General features: G+C 70.3%; 13 protein-coding genes. 5 read left to right on the top strand and 8 right to left on the bottom strand.

The annotated features are described in order from the left end of the window. Positions 1 to 8 precede the first annotated feature (8 nt). From CS062_RS07590 to CS062_RS07570, 5 genes are all read right to left on the bottom strand, one after another. Positions 9 to 1,025: a GlxA family transcriptional regulator gene (locus CS062_RS07590; protein ID WP_099860904.1), complete on the bottom strand. Its 1,017-nt coding sequence runs from the start codon at positions 1,023 to 1,025 to the stop codon at positions 9 to 11. Between the two features lie 28 nt (positions 1,026 to 1,053). Continuing rightward, positions 1,054 to 1,659, bottom strand: coding sequence for a cysteine hydrolase family protein (locus CS062_RS07585; RefSeq protein ID WP_199174193.1), 606 nt, complete (start codon positions 1,657 to 1,659; stop codon positions 1,054 to 1,056). A 232-nt stretch (positions 1,660 to 1,891) separates the two neighbouring features. Further along, positions 1,892 to 2,491: a DUF1415 domain-containing protein gene (locus CS062_RS07580; RefSeq protein ID WP_099860903.1), complete on the bottom strand. Its 600-nt coding sequence runs from the start codon at positions 2,489 to 2,491 to the stop codon at positions 1,892 to 1,894. Positions 2,492 to 2,540: 49 nt separating this feature from the next. After that, on the bottom strand, positions 2,541 to 3,755 hold the full coding sequence (locus CS062_RS07575) for a M20 aminoacylase family protein (RefSeq protein ID WP_099860901.1): 1,215 nt from the start codon (positions 3,753 to 3,755) through the stop codon (positions 2,541 to 2,543). 172 nt (positions 3,756 to 3,927) lie between these two features. Beyond that, positions 3,928 to 5,061, bottom strand: a complete 1,134-nt coding sequence (locus CS062_RS07570; RefSeq protein WP_099860899.1) for an ABC transporter substrate-binding protein — start codon at positions 5,059 to 5,061, stop codon at positions 3,928 to 3,930. A gap of 290 nt (positions 5,062 to 5,351) precedes the next feature. On the opposite strand from CS062_RS07570, the gene CS062_RS07565 reads away from it, so the two are divergent. Next, on the top strand, positions 5,352 to 7,358 hold the full coding sequence (locus CS062_RS07565; protein ID WP_233217967.1) for a molybdopterin-containing oxidoreductase family protein: 2,007 nt from the start codon (positions 5,352 to 5,354) through the stop codon (positions 7,356 to 7,358). 25 nt (positions 7,359 to 7,383) lie between these two features. Continuing rightward, complete coding sequence (locus tag CS062_RS07560) at positions 7,384 to 8,466, top strand: aminopeptidase (protein WP_233217964.1); 1,083 nt, start codon at positions 7,384 to 7,386, stop codon at positions 8,464 to 8,466. Positions 8,467 to 8,478: 12 nt separating this feature from the next. Here the strand turns inward: CS062_RS07560 and CS062_RS07555 are convergent, their stop codons facing one another. Further along, the gene (locus CS062_RS07555; protein WP_099860895.1) at positions 8,479 to 8,730 is read right to left on the bottom strand and encodes an acyl-CoA-binding protein; all 252 of its coding nucleotides are present in this window, start codon (positions 8,728 to 8,730) and stop codon (positions 8,479 to 8,481) included. Positions 8,731 to 8,901: 171 nt separating this feature from the next. Between CS062_RS07555 and CS062_RS07545 the strand changes: the two genes are divergently transcribed. Then, entirely contained in the window at positions 8,902 to 10,407 is a 1,506-nt protein-coding gene (locus tag CS062_RS07545) for a wax ester/triacylglycerol synthase family O-acyltransferase (RefSeq protein ID WP_368372851.1), read from the top strand. Between the two features lie 40 nt (positions 10,408 to 10,447). Here CS062_RS07545 and CS062_RS07540 read toward each other — a convergent pair whose 3' ends face one another. Both CS062_RS07540 and CS062_RS07535 read right to left on the bottom strand, forming a co-directional pair. Next, positions 10,448 to 10,777 carry a hypothetical protein gene (locus CS062_RS07540; RefSeq protein ID WP_099860890.1) on the bottom strand — a complete coding sequence of 110 codons (330 nt, stop codon included), beginning with the start codon at positions 10,775 to 10,777 and terminating at the stop codon, positions 10,448 to 10,450. A gap of 173 nt (positions 10,778 to 10,950) precedes the next feature. Beyond that, positions 10,951 to 11,622 carry a TetR/AcrR family transcriptional regulator gene (locus CS062_RS07535; RefSeq protein ID WP_099860888.1) on the bottom strand — a complete coding sequence of 224 codons (672 nt, stop codon included), beginning with the start codon at positions 11,620 to 11,622 and terminating at the stop codon, positions 10,951 to 10,953. A gap of 90 nt (positions 11,623 to 11,712) precedes the next feature. Here CS062_RS07535 and CS062_RS07530 point away from each other — a divergent pair, with 90 nt between their 5' ends. Then, positions 11,713 to 12,669 (top strand): ABC transporter ATP-binding protein, encoded by a 957-nt coding sequence (locus CS062_RS07530; protein ID WP_233217963.1) that lies wholly within the window; start codon positions 11,713 to 11,715, stop codon positions 12,667 to 12,669. Then, the gene (locus CS062_RS07525; protein ID WP_099860885.1) at positions 12,666 to 13,448 is read left to right on the top strand and encodes an ABC transporter permease; all 783 of its coding nucleotides are present in this window, start codon (positions 12,666 to 12,668) and stop codon (positions 13,446 to 13,448) included. The genes CS062_RS07530 and CS062_RS07525 overlap by 4 nt, the downstream gene beginning before the upstream one ends. The last annotated feature ends 36 nt before the right edge of the window (positions 13,449 to 13,484 follow it).

The following is a 13,484-nucleotide window of genomic DNA, read 5'->3' as shown; positions in this document are numbered from 1 at the left end:
CCGGGTCCTCAGGCCGGCGCATTCATCCGGCGGCGGGTACGCCGCAGCTGCTGGTCCGAGCTGAAACCGGCGGCCAGCGCGGCCTGCGCCGGCCGCTGGCCTCGCGCCAGTTCGCGCCGGGCGAGTTCGAGCCGGATCGCGCGCAGGTAGTCGAGCGGCGTCGTGCCGCCGTGCTGGGTGAAGAGCCGGGTCAGGTGGCGCGGGGTGACATGGGCGACCTCGGCCATCCGCGCCAGGCTCCAGTCGGCGCGTGGATCGCCGCAGATGGCGTCCTGCACCCGGTGGAGCGCCGGATGCAGATGGTGGCGGTGCGCCAGCATCGGAGACAACTCCGGATCCTGCGCGCCGCGCCGCAGGTAGACCACCATCACCTGAGCGACCGAACCGGCCAGCGCCTCGTCGCAGTGCTCGGCGATCAGGGCCAGCACCAGGTCGATGCCGGCCGTGATGCCGGCGCTGCTGGCCAGCGGGCCGTCGAGCACGAACACCCGGTTCGCCTGCACCTCCGCGCCCGGCGCGGCCGCGCGCAGCGCGTCGAGCGACTCATGGTGCGTGGTGCAGCGCCGGCCCTCGAGCAGACCGGCCCGTGCCGCCAGCAGCGCGCCGGCGCAGATGCTCAGCAGCCGGCCTTCACCGCCGGCCAGCAGTGCCGTGCCTTCGCGGTGCAGCCAGCGCTCGATGCGCAGTTCTTCCTCGCGCTCGGCGGGGCCCGTGGCCGGGTCGTCCGGATGCGCGTGTCGCCGCCCGCTCAGGATCAGCCAGTCGCGCCGCCCGAGCGCCGGCAGCGGCTCCAGCGCGGCCAGCATCAGGCCGACCGAGCTCGACGCCGTCGGCGACGCGGCGCAGTAGCGCAGCCGGAAGGCTTCCGGCTCGCCCCGGCGGCGCAAGGCCTGGTTGGCGAGCCGCAGCGCCTCGGCGGCGCCGGCCAGGTCCAGCAGCAGCGTGTGGCGTTCGACCAGGATCCAGACGTCGACCGGGCCGTCGTCCGGCCGACGCGAGGTCGGGGGGAAGGCAGGAAAGGACATCGCCGCAGTATGCGCCCGCCGCCGGTCCTCAGGCCGCGACGGCGCTGCGCACGGTGGCGCGTTCGAGTGCGGTCTCGACATCGACGATCTGCGCGAAACGGTCCTGCAGCGCGACCTCGGTCCGCAGCTTGAGCGCTTCCACGCCGACGACTACGCCGCTGGCATGCTGGATCGGGAAGGTCAGCGTCGCCTCGGTCACGTAGTCGACGGCCCAGCCCTCGTCGCTGGCGTGGCGCGTCGTCGTCTCGCAGCACTGCTCGGTGCGGATGCCCGCGACGATCAGGCGGCGGATGCCGTACTCGGTCAGCCAGATCGACAGCCCGGTGCCGGCCAACGCGCTGTGGCGGCGCTTGAGGAACTCGGCGGCGATGGGCACGTCGGCCAGCTCGGCCATCGGGCGCACATGGCCGCTGACCAGCGAGAACGGGTTGTCCGGCGTGGCCGGACCGTCGGTGTGGAGGATGCGCACGATCGGCAGGCCGCGCGCGGCGGCGCCGGTCAGCAGCGCGTTGGTGCGGGCCATGTAGGCCTCGAAGCCGGCCGGGTCCCAGTAGGGGCGATGGCGGAACGACTCCTGCACGTCGATCAGCAGGACGGCGGTGTCGGCGGTGGCGATGGGGAAGGTGGTGGTCATCGAAGGCTCCATCAGCGGGTGGTTGATGAAGCTCATCGTGCCGGCGACGCGGCCCGGCGTCGCGCCGGGGCTGGACTGGTTTCGGTCAAATCAGGACATCGCACCGAGCCCATCTTCGCGCCCCCACCCCACGCCCTCTCCGCCAGCGGAAGAGGGTGATCGATCGGCGCCGCATGGTCCCTCTCCCGCCTGCGGGAGAAGGCAAGGCCGAGGGCCAGCGGCCGCCGCGGGCTCAGTCCTCGCGGGTGGTGCGCTGGGCCAGCGGCAGCTTCGCTTCCAGGTCCAGCGCGTCCCAGCCCTTGCGGCCGATGCGGCGCAGGGTGTCGATGTTGGCCTCGTAGATCGCGTCGGTGTCCGGCATGGACTCGACGGCGCGCTCGATGCTCTCCTCGCGCAGCAGGTGCAGCGTCGGGTAGGGCGAGCGGTTGCTGAAGTTGTCGACGTCGTCGGCGTCGGTGCCCTCGAACTGGTAGTCGGGGTGGAAACTCGCGACCTGCAGCACGCCTTCCAGGTCCAGGTCCTCGACCAGCGCATCGGCCGCGCCGAGGAAGTCGTTGAAGTCCAGGAAGTCGTTGAGCACCCATGGGTGGACCAGCAAGGTCGTCTCGGTCTCCTCGGGGTCGGCGCGGTTGAGCGCCAGCAGCTCGCGCGCCAGGTCCTTGAGCAGTTCCTCCGGCGTGCGCGCCGCGCTGACCACGGTGCGCAGCCGCTGGTTGACCTCCACGCTCTTGGCGAACGGGCACAGGTTCAGGCCGATCACGGCCCGCTGCAGCCAGCGCTGGGTGTCCTCGCGGACGGTCTTCTCTTGGTCGGGCGCGATCGGGGCGGTCATCGGGCGGCGGGGCTGGAGGACGGGAAGGGCAGGGCGCGGGTGACGGTGGTCAGGCCTTGGTCGGACGCGGCCGCTTGAACCAGGCGTCGACCAGCCGGACCCACATCGAGCCGCCCAGCGGGATCAGCTCGTCGTTGAAGTCGTAGCTCGGGTTGTGCAGCATGCAGGGCCCCAGGCCGTGGCCGCCCTCGCGATGGCTGCCGTCGCCGTTGCCGATCAGGAAGTAGCAGCCCGGCACTTCCTGCAGGTAGTAGCTGAAGTCCTCGGCCCCCATCGTGGGCTCGAACTCCTGCACATTGGCCGCGCCCAGCATCTCGGTCAGCACGCCTCGGGCGAACTCGGTCTCGGCGGGGTGGTTGATCGTCGGCGGGTAGTTGCGATGGAAGCTGAACTCGCACTGCACCTCGAAGGCGGTGCCCGTGGCCTCGGTGAGCTGCTGCATGCGGCGCTCGATCAGGTCCAGCGTCTCCAGCGTGAAGGTCCGCACCGTGCCCTGCAGCTCGCAGCGCTCGGGGATCACGTTGGTTGCCTCGCCGGCGTGGATCATCGTCACCGAGATCACGCCCGCGTCGATCGGCCGCTTGTTGCGGGTGATGATGGTCTGGAAAGCCTGCACCAGGTGGGCGGCCACCACCACCGGGTCGGTGCCCAGGTGCGGCATCGCGCCGTGCGCGCCCTTGCCCTTGATCAGGATCTTGAATTCGTTGCTGGAGGCGAAGACCGGGCCGGTCTTGAGCGCGAACTGCCCGGCGGCCATGCCCGGCCAGTTGTGGACGCCGAACATGGCCTCCATCGGGAACTTCCTGAACAGGCCGTCCTTGATCATCTCGCGGGCGCCGCCGCCGCCCTCCTCGGCGGGCTGGAAGACGACATAGACGGTGCCGTCGAAATCACGGTGCGCGGCCAGGTGCTTGGCCGCGGCCAGCAGCATCGCGGTGTGGCCGTCATGGCCGCACGCATGCATCTTGCCGGGGTGCTTGCTGGCGTGCGCGAAGGTGTTGTGCTCGGTGATGGGCAGCGCATCGATGTCAGCGCGCAGGCCCAGCGTGCGACCGCTCCTGCCGCCGTCGCGGCCGGGGATGACGCCGACCACGCCGGTCTTGCCCAGGCCGCGGTGGACCTCGATGCCCCAGTCGGTCAGCGCTTTCGCGACCACGTCCGAGGTGCGGTCTTCGTGGAAGCAAAGTTCGGGATGCGCGTGCAGGTCGCGTCGCAGCTTGGCGATGGCCGGCGCGTCGGCCAGGATGGGTTCGATCAGCTTCATGAGCGGGCACTCCGATGTCATCGCGACAGCGCGTCGGGCTTGCCGCGAGCCAGAAAGGCGGCGGCGCCGCTCAGGGCGGCGCCGCTGTGTCGGACCAGTGTACCCGTGGCACCGCACGGGTGCCCGCGGACGCCGCGCCCGTCGGGGCGATCAGCGCCGGATCAGCGCCGGATCAACGCTTCACGCGCCCGTCGCTGGTCAGCAGCGTCATCTCGACGAAGCTCGAGCCGACATGCTTGTTGGGCCGGAAGTTCACGTTGAAGCCGCCGACGTTGTAGTTCTGCAGGCTGTCCAGCCCGGCGACCAGACCTTCGCGGGTCGGGCGGGTCGCGCGGCGGATGCCCTCGCTGATGACCTTGGCGCCGATGTAGCCCTCGATGGCGGTGTAGTTGAACTTCTGGCCGGCCTTGGTGGCGGCGAGCTGGTACTCGTGCACGACGCCGGTGGCGGTGCCGAAGGGGTAGGGCATCACCTGGCTGACCACCACGCCCATCGCGTCCTTGCCCAGTTCCTCCAGCAGCGCCTGCGTGCCGACGAACGAGACGTTGTAGAACACGCCGCCATAGCCGGCCTTGCGCGCGGCGCGGATGAAGGCGGCGCAGCTCTTGTAGGCGCTGATCATGACGATGGCCTCGGGCGGCGCGCCGTTCTGCACCAGGTCCTTGACCGCCTTGGCGACGTCGACGCTGTTGCGCTCGACGGTGGAGGTGGCCAGCGGCTGGAGCGACAGCGGCTTCATCGCGCGCAGCACGCCGTCCAGGCCGGCCTTGCCGTAGGCGTCGTTCTGGTGGAAGACCGAGATCCGCATGAGGCCCAGGTGGGTCAGCTGCTTCACGATCAGGGCGGTCTCGTCGTAATACGAGGCGCGCACGTGATAGACCCAGGGGCTGAACGGATCGCGCAGGGCCTCGGCGCCGGTGAAGGGCGCCACGAACGGGATCTTGGCCTGGTTGACCAGCGGCAGCGCGGCCAGCGAGGTCGGCGTGCCGACGTAGCCGAACAGGGCGAAGACGTCGTCGGCGATCAGCTTCTCGGTGTTGGCCTTGCAGCGGTCCGGCTCGTAGCCGTCGTCCAGCGTGCGCAGCTCGATCAGGGTGCCGTTGATGCCGCCGGCGGCGTTCTGCGCGTCGAAGAAGAGCTTCGCGCCGGCCTGCATCTGCAGACCCAGTTGCGAGGCCGCGCCCGTCAGCGGCGCCGACTGGCCCAGGACGAGGCGTTTGCCCTGCGCCCGGACGGCCGTCGGGAGGGGCAGGGTGGCGAGCGCGCCCAGGGCGCTGGCGGAGGCGAGGAGTTGGCGGCGATCCAAGAGAGGCTCCCAGGGGGTGCGATAGATGTTGTGGCGCACGCCTGACCGGCCGGCGCCAGGAGGCTCGACACGACCTATTCGGCCCCCCAGCGAGCGAGCTTAGCGGTTCGTGCGTGCAGCGTCGCCACCATGTTCGGTAAGAAAACGCAAGGGTGTGGCGCCTGTGCAATAGTTGACGCTCCTTGCCCGCTCTCCGAGAACCGACCGTGAATCTCCCGCCACAGGCCCTCCACCACGACGATCCGGCCCTCGCCCGGACGCCCGCCTCGCGCACCGGTGCGCCGTCCCGGGTGGTCAAGGGGGCCTGCCCGCACGACTGCCCCGACACCTGCGCCCTGCGCATCACCGTCGAGGAGGGGAAGGTCGTCAAGGTGCAGGGCCAGCCGGAGCATCCCAGCACGCACGGCGCGCTGTGCACCAAGGTCTCGCGCTATCCGGAGCGGACCTACCACGCGGAGCGCCTGCTGCATCCGCTCAAGCGCGTCAACGCCAAGCACGAGCCGCCGCGCTTCGAGCGCATCGGCTGGGACCAGGCGATCGCCGAGATCGCCGGCCGCCTCCAGGCGATCGCCGCCCGTGATCCGCAGGCCATCCTGCCCTACAGCTATGCCGGCACGATGGGCCTGCTGCAGGGCGAGGCGATGGCGGGCCGCTTCTTCAACCGGCTGGGCGCCTCCTGCCTGGATCGCACGATCTGCGCCTCGGCGGGCGGCGCTGCGCTGGCGGCGACCTACGGCCACAAGGTCGGCATGCACCTGCCCCACTTCGCGGAGTCACGGCTGATCCTGATCTGGGGCAGCAACTCGATCGCATCCAACCTGCATTTCTGGACCTTCGCGAACCAGGCCAAGCGTGAAGGCGCGAAGCTGGTCTGCATCGACCCGCGCAAGACCGAGACCGCGGACAAGTGCCACCAGCACCTGGCGCTGCTGCCCGGCACCGACGGCGCCCTGGCGCTGGGCCTGATGCACGAGCTGATCGCCCATGACTGGCTGGACCACGACTACATCGCCCGGCATGTCGAGGGCTGGGAGGAACTGCGGACGAAGGCGCTCGCCTGGACCCCCGAACGCACCGCCGCCGAATGCGGCCTGACGGCGGACGAGGTCCGCGGCCTGGCGCGCGACTACGCGACGCTGGCGCCGGCGGCGATCCGGCTGAACTACGGCATGCAGCGGGTGCGCGGCGGCGGCAACGCGGTGCGCCTGATCGCGCTGCTGCCCTGCCTGACCGGGGCCTGGCGCCACCGCGCGGGCGGGCTGCTGCTGTCGAGCTCCGGCTGGTTCGCGCCCTTCAAGAACCCGGCGCTGGAGCGTCCCGAGCTGCGCGCCGGCCGGCCCTCCCGCACGATCAACATGAGCACCATCGGCGACGACCTGCTGCGCGAGGCGTCGCCCGACTTCGGGCCGAGGATCGAGGCGCTCGTCGTCTACAACAGCAACCCGGTCGCGGTGGCGCCGGAATCGCCGAAGGTCGTGGCCGGCTTCCAGCGGCCCGACCTGTTCACCGTGGTGCTGGAGCATTTCCTGACCGACACCGCCGACCTGGCCGACTATGTGCTGCCGGCGACCACGCAGCTCGAGCACCTGGACATCCACACCAGCTACGGCCACACCGACGTGCTGATCAACGAGCCGGCGGTGGCGCCGCTGGGCGAGTCGCGGTCCAACACGCGGATCTTCCGCGAGCTCGCGGCGGCGATGGGCTTCGACGAGCCCGCCTTCCACGATGACGACGAAGCGCTGCTGCGCCAGGCCTTCCGCGACGACATCGACCTGGGCCAGCTGCGCGAGCGCGGCTGGTTCAAGCTGCCGCTCAAGGAGGCGCCCTTCGCCGAAGGCGGCTTCCCGTCGGCCAGCGGCAAGGCCGACGCGCGCGGCGCGGACTACGTGGCCAACTACGAGAGCCGGTCCAGCGCGCCGGCGCTCGCCGCGCGCTATCCGCTGGCGATGATCTCGCCGCCGGCGCGCAACCACCTGAACAGCACTTTCGTGAACGTGAAAAGCCTGCGCGACATCGAGGGCGAACAGGTGCTCGAGATGAGCGCGGCCGACGCCACCGCGCGCGGCCTGGCCGACGGCCAACTGGTGCGGGTGTTCAACGACCGGGGCAGCTATGCCTGCCGGCTGGATGTCAGCGCCCGGGCGCGCGAGGGCGTCGTGCACGGGCTGGGCATCTGGTGGCGCAAGCTCGGTGCCGACGGCCGCAACGTCAACGAGGTGACGCACCAGCGGCTCACCGACATGGGCCGCGCGCCATGCTTCTACGACTGCCTGGTCGAGGTCGCCGCGGCCTGAGCGCCGCGCCGGGATGGCGAGGCCGATGACGACGCCGATGAACACGCAGATCCGTCGAGGACTGAGGGCGCTCCTCGTCGCGCCGTCGCTGCTGCTGGCGCTGGTTGCGCTGGGCGGTTGCGCGCAGCTGTCCTACTACGGGCAGTCGCTGTCGGGCCACCTGTCGCTGGTGCGCGCGGCCAAGCCGGTCAACGACTGGCTCGCGCAGCCCGACCTGGACCCGGAGGTGCGCCGCCAACTGGTGCTGTCGCAGGCGCTGCGCGCCTATGCGTCGTCCGAGCTGGGTCTGCCGGACAACGACAGCTATCGCCGCTACGCCGATCTCCAGCGCGGCGCGGCGGTGTGGAACGTCGTCGCGACGCCGGAGTTGAGCCTGCAGCTCAAGACCTGGTGCTATCCGATCATGGGCTGTGCCGGCTATCGCGGCTACTTCGATCCGAAGGACGCGCGCGAGCTTGCGCAGCAGCTGCGCAAGGACGGCTACGAGCCCTACGTGTACGGCGTGCCGGCCTATTCCTCGCTGGGCTGGAGCAACTGGCTGGGCGGCGATCCGCTGCTCAACACCTTCATCCGCTATCCGGAGGGCCAGCTGGCGCGGATGATCTTCCATGAGCTCGCGCACCAGGTGGCCTACGCGAATGACGACACCACCTTCAACGAGAGCTTCGCGACCGCGGTCGAGCAGATCGGCGTCGCGCGCTGGCTGAAGGACCGCCCGGACGCGCTGCGGGAGGACGAGCAGTCGCGCCGCCGGCAGGACGAGGTCCAGGCCCTGCTGAAGGCGACGCGCGAGCAACTGCGCGAGGTGTTCCAAAGCGCCGCCAGCGACGACGAGAAGCGCGCGGGCAAGGCCGCGGCCTTCGCGCGACTGCGCGCCGACTATGAGGCGATGAAGCGCGACCGCTGGGGCGGCGACACGCGTTTCGACCGCTGGGTCTCGGGCCTGAACACGCCCGCGCTGGCGATCCAGGGCAGCTACACCGACCTGGTGCCGGATTTCCTCAGGCTGTTCGAGCGCCTGGGTGGGGACTGGCCACGCTTCCATGCCGAGGTCCGGCGCCTGGCGAAGCTCCCCAGGGACGAGCGCCGCGCGGCGCTGTCCCGCTGAGGCCGGAAGCGGTTACTTCAGACCTTCGACCAGGTCGATGTAGTCCTGCATCGCCTCGTCGCTGGTCTTGCCTTCCAGCGCCTTCCAGGCGTCCCATTTGGCGCGGTTGACGAAGTCGGTCATGCCGGGGCGATCGCCCTCGACATCGCCGGCCGTGGCCTGCTTGAACAGCGCGTACAGCTTCAGCAGGGTCTGGTTGTCCGGCCGCTCGGGCAGGGTCTTCGAATCGGCGACGGCGGCGTCGAACTGGTCCTTGAGGCTCATGTGTGTCTCCCTTGGCGATGAGCGGGGCGTCCCGTTGGCGACAATCGGGACGGACGGCCGCGATGTTACCCAGCCCGCCTCCCGACGCGGACTGGGGCCGCCTCTCTAGAGATGACGCATCATCCGGACCGCATCGCCCGCCGCCAGACCCCATCCGCCCAGGAGACCGCATTGCCCACTTCCGCCGCGTCGAGCCCATCGCCCTCCCGCCGGAGCGCCAAGTCCACGCCGTCGAAGCCGCCCGCGTCGCGCGCCGCCCGGCCGCGCGGCGCGGAGCCGATGTCCAAGGTCGACACCGCCTGGCTGCGCCTGGACACCGAGGCCAACCGCATGGTGATCCACGGCGTGCTGCTGCTGAAGCCGGCCATCGCGCTCGAAGACCTGCGACGCCGCGTCGCCGAGCGGCTGCTGCGCTTCCCGCGCTTCCGGCAGCGCGTCGTCGAAACCGGTGACAGCGCCTGGTGGGTCGAGGACGCCGAGGTCGACATCGCCCGCCATGTGGTGCCCGAGACCCTTCCGCGCCGCCGCGGTCGATCGCTGGAGGAGGCGCTGCAGGACCGCCTGGCCGAGCTCGCCGCCGAGCCGCTCGATCCGGCGCGGCCGCTGTGGCAGCTGCATCTGATCGAGCATTACGACGGCAGCAGCGCTCTGATCGCGCGCGTGCATCACTGCATCGCCGACGGGATCGCGCTGATCGCGGTGCTGCTGTCGATCACCGATGGCGGCGCGGTGCCGCCCCAGGCGGCGAAGGCGGCCCGGGCCACCCCGGCCACGGGCGCCGACGAGGCCGAGCCGGAATGGCTCGCCGACGCGATGGTCAAGCCGATCAATGCCTGGACGGTGCGCGAGATCCAGGAACGCGCCGGCTCGGACGGGTCCGGCGCTGCGGCCGCCTCGCCGGCCGAGCGCCTGGGCCGGCAGGTGCTCGAGGATGCGGCGGCGCTGACCGAGGCGCCCGATGACGCGAAGACCCGCCTCAAGGGCAAGGCCGGCCGCGCCAAGCGCGTCGCCTGGGGGGCGCCGCTGGCGCTGGATGCGGTCAAGGCGGTGGGCAAGTCGATGAACGTGTCGGTCAACGACGTGCTGCTGAGCTGCCTCGCCGGCGCGATCGGGCTCTACCTGCGCGGCCATGGGGACGACACGCAGGGGCAGGAGATCCGCGCGCTGGTGCCGGTCAACCTGCGACCGTTGGAGACGGCCTGGCAACTGGGCAACCGCTTCGGCATGGTGCCGCTGCCGATGCCGGTGGGCATCACGAATCCGGTCAAGCGGCTCTACGCGGTGCATGCGCAGACGCAGGCGCTCAAGAACAGCCTGCGGCCGGCGCTGTCGCTGGGACTGATGGCGACCTCCGGCACGGTGGAGAAGGCCGCGCAGCGGGCGATGCTCAAGACCCTGTCGCGCAAGGCGACGGCGCTGATGACCAACGTGCCGGGCCCGGCCCAGACGCTGCGACTGTGCGGCTCGGCCGTCGAGCGCGTCATGTTCTGGGCGCCGCAGGCGGGCGACATGAGCCTGGGCATCAGCATCCTGACCTACGCCGGCCAGGTGCAGTTCGGCCTCATCGCCGATGCCGGGCTGTGCCCCGATCCGGAGGCGATCGTGGCCCACTTCGAGCCGGAGTTCCAGCAGCTGCTGACGCTCGCCCTGATGCTGCCCTGGGAAACGAAGGCCTGAGCGCGCGGGGCGGGAGCCCCGGCGCCAGGACCGCCGCGGCTTATTTCGCCGCGGCCTTCTTCGCCGGCTGCGGACGGCCGGCGGCGGTCGGGTAGGCGGCCATGACCTTGACCGGATCGGCGCTGGCCAGGTACTCGGCGTACTGCGTCTGGCCGCAGGCGACCGGCTGGCCCGAGGTCGCTTCGCCGCGGTACTCGCCGCGGCTGTAGACGAAGCGGTACTCGTTGGCGGCGGCCGGCTGCTCGAACTTCACCGCATGCTGGCTGGCGCATTCGGCGCGCAGCGCCTTGGCATCGGCGTTCTCGGAGGCGGCGTGCGCCAGCGGGGCGGCCAGGGCCAGCAGGGCGGTGCAGATCAGGATGCGCGTCATGGAGTCGGTCCCTCGAGGTCGGTGAATGCGATATCCCTAATTTATAGGGTGTCGTTTTTCGACGCCAACCGCGACCAGGGGGTTCGGCCTCGCACGAATCCAGGGTTTCTTCGGAGGACCGCTCCGCGGCTTGCTGTTATTCCGGCCCACTGCGGCGACCGCGCCGACGGGGGTCAGGTCGTGCCGCCGGCCTGCGGCTGGTACTTGCCGGCGAGCTGGAAGAGGTGGTCGCGCGAGCCGGGCTCGAGGTAGGGCAGCAGCAGTCCCAGCACATGGAAGGCGCCGCGCATCAAGGCCTCGCCGGCGCGCTCGGGCTCGAGCGCGTTGCGCGGATCGCGCACGTATTCGTAGCTCAGCCAGTAGCTCAGCAGCACGACCATCGCGTTGGCGGTGGGCACCGCCTCCCGCACCTGCATCGTCAGCGCGCCGCTGGCCTGCAGCCCACCCAGCAGGCCCACCATCGCCTGCGTCTTCTGCTCCAGCACATGCTGGAAGTGCGTCTCCAGCTTGCGGTTCTTGGACAGCAGGTCGTTGAGGTCGCGATACAGGAAGCGGTGCTGCCAGATCAGCTCGAACAGCATGTGGAAGAACAGCCAGGCGTCCTCCACGTTGCGCACATTGCCCACCGCGCCCAGCAGCTCCGACAGCGACTTGTCGTAGCGGTTGAACAGCGCATTGATCAGCTCGTCCTTGGCCGGGTAGTGGTAGTACAGGTTGCCGGGCGAGATGCCGAGTTCCGCCGAAATCAGCGTGGTCGAGACATTCGGCTCGCCGAAGCGATTGAAGAGGTCCAGCGTGACTTCGAGGATGCGTTCGGCGGTGCGGCGCGGCTTCTTGGTGGCCATGGGCCCGTGGGCGTGTTGGGGGGAAGTGGGCGCATTCTGTCATGACCCCAGGCGGGCACGGGGCGGGCCCGCTCCCTACAATCCGCGCCCATGCTCGCAAGCCCCCAACAACAGCCGGCCGCCATGCCCGCGCCGGCCGGCGGTCCGCCCGCCCTGCGATTCAGCAACGTCAGCAAGACCTACCGGGCCGGCCAGTTCCGCGCGCTGGACGGCGTCAGCTTCGACATCCAGCCCGGCGAATTCTTCGGCCTGCTCGGCCCCAATGGCGCCGGCAAGACCAGCCTGATCAGCATCCTGGCCGGCCTGTCCCGCGCCAGCGGCGGACAGGTGTCGGTGCTGGGCCATGACGTCGTCGACGACTATGCCAACGCCCGCAAGAAGCTGGGCATCGTGCCGCAGGAACTGGTCTTCGATCCGTTCTTCAGCGTGCGCGAGACGCTGCGCATCCAGTCCGGCTACTTCGGCGTGCGCCACAACGACGACTGGATCGATGAGCTGCTGCTCAACCTCGGCCTGGCCGACAAGGCCCACAACAACATGCGCCAGCTCTCCGGCGGCATGAAGCGTCGGGTGCTGGTGGCGCAGGCGCTGGTGCACCGGCCGCCGGTCATCGTGCTGGACGAGCCCACCGCCGGCGTCGACGTCGAACTGCGCCAGACGCTGTGGCAGTTCATCGCCCGCCTCAACCGCGAGGGCCACACCGTCCTGCTCACCACCCACTACCTGGAGGAGGCCGAGGCGCTCTGCCACCGGATCGCGATGCTCAAGCAGGGCCGGATCGTCGCGCTGAACCGCACCTCGGAGCTGCTCGCCGGCACCGCCTCGACGATGCTGCAGTTCAAGACCGACTCCGCGCTGCCGCTGGCACTGGCCGAGCGGGCCCGCGTCACCGGGCGGATCGTCCAGCTCACCGCCCACGACGCGACCGAGGTCGAGCAGATCCTGGCCACGCTGCGCCAGGCCGCCGTGCCGATCGAGGACCTGGAGATCGGCCGCGCCGACCTCGAGGACGTCTTCCTGGAAATCATGCAAGGGGGCCGCGCATGAGCGCCAGCCATTTCCCGATCCGCCTCGAAGGCGCGCGTCCGCTCTTCTACAAGGAAGTGCTGCGGTTCTGGAAGGTCGGCTTCCAGACCGTGGGTGCGCCGGTGCTGACCGCCGTGCTGTACCTGCTGGTCTTCGGCCATGTGCTGGAGGACCACGTCAAGGTCTACGGCACCGTCGGCTACACCAGCTTCCTGATTCCGGGCCTGGTGATGATGAGCGTGCTGCAGAACGCCTTCGCCAACAGCAGCTCCTCGCTGATCCAGAGCAAGATCACCGGCAACCTGGTGTTCCTGCTGGTCACGCCGCTGTCGCACTGGGCCTGGTTCCTGGCCTATGTCGGCGCCTCCGTGATCCGCGGCCTGATGGTCGGCGCGGGCGTGTTCATCGCCACCGTGTGGTTCGCGCCGCCGGGCATGGCCAACCCGCTGTGGGTGCTGGCCTTCGCGATCCTGGGCGCGGGGCTGATGGGCTCGCTGGGCCTGATCGCCGGCCTGTGGGCGGAGAAGTTCGACCAGATGGCCGCCTTCCAGAACTTCATCGTGATGCCGATGACCTTCCTGTCGGGCGTCTTCTACTCGGTGCACTCGCTGCCCGCGTTCTGGCAGGGCGTCAGCCACCTGAACCCGTTCTTCTACATGATCGACGGCTTCCGCCATGGCTTCTTCGGCGTCAGCGACGCCTCGCCGTGGATGAGCCTGGGCGTGGTGGCGATCGCCTTCGCCACGGTGGCCGCCTTCGCGCTGGAGCTGCTGCGCCGCGGCTACAAGATCCGTCACTGAACCGCGCCGGCCGGCGCCGCAAGCCCGGCCTCTCCA

It is taken from the genome of Roseateles chitinivorans (genome assembly GCF_002761755.1).
In the GTDB taxonomy this organism is placed as follows: Bacteria; Pseudomonadota; Gammaproteobacteria; order Burkholderiales; family Burkholderiaceae_C; genus Roseateles; species Roseateles chitinivorans.
The sequence above is the reverse complement of the archived record's forward strand: the minus strand, read 5'-3'. Positions and strand labels throughout refer to the sequence as shown.

Coding starts and splice junctions, on each gene's coding strand:
- CS062_RS07590 (WP_099860904.1), bottom strand. CDS start 1,025: ATGTCCTTTCCTGCCTTCCCCCCGACCTCGCGTCGGCCGGACGACGGC.
- CS062_RS07585 (WP_199174193.1), bottom strand. CDS start 1,659: ATGACCACCACCTTCCCCATCGCCACCGCCGACACCGCCGTCCTGCTG.
- CS062_RS07580 (WP_099860903.1), bottom strand. CDS start 2,491: ATGACCGCCCCGATCGCGCCCGACCAAGAGAAGACCGTCCGCGAGGAC.
- CS062_RS07575 (WP_099860901.1), bottom strand. CDS start 3,755: ATGAAGCTGATCGAACCCATCCTGGCCGACGCGCCGGCCATCGCCAAG.
- CS062_RS07560 (WP_233217964.1), top strand. CDS start 7,384: ATGACGACGCCGATGAACACGCAGATCCGTCGAGGACTGAGGGCGCTC.
- CS062_RS07555 (WP_099860895.1), bottom strand. CDS start 8,730: ATGAGCCTCAAGGACCAGTTCGACGCCGCCGTCGCCGATTCGAAGACC.
- CS062_RS07540 (WP_099860890.1), bottom strand. CDS start 10,777: ATGACGCGCATCCTGATCTGCACCGCCCTGCTGGCCCTGGCCGCCCCG.
- CS062_RS07535 (WP_099860888.1), bottom strand. CDS start 11,622: ATGGCCACCAAGAAGCCGCGCCGCACCGCCGAACGCATCCTCGAAGTC.
- CS062_RS07530 (WP_233217963.1), top strand. CDS start 11,713: ATGCTCGCAAGCCCCCAACAACAGCCGGCCGCCATGCCCGCGCCGGCC.
- CS062_RS07525 (WP_099860885.1), top strand. CDS start 12,666: ATGAGCGCCAGCCATTTCCCGATCCGCCTCGAAGGCGCGCGTCCGCTC.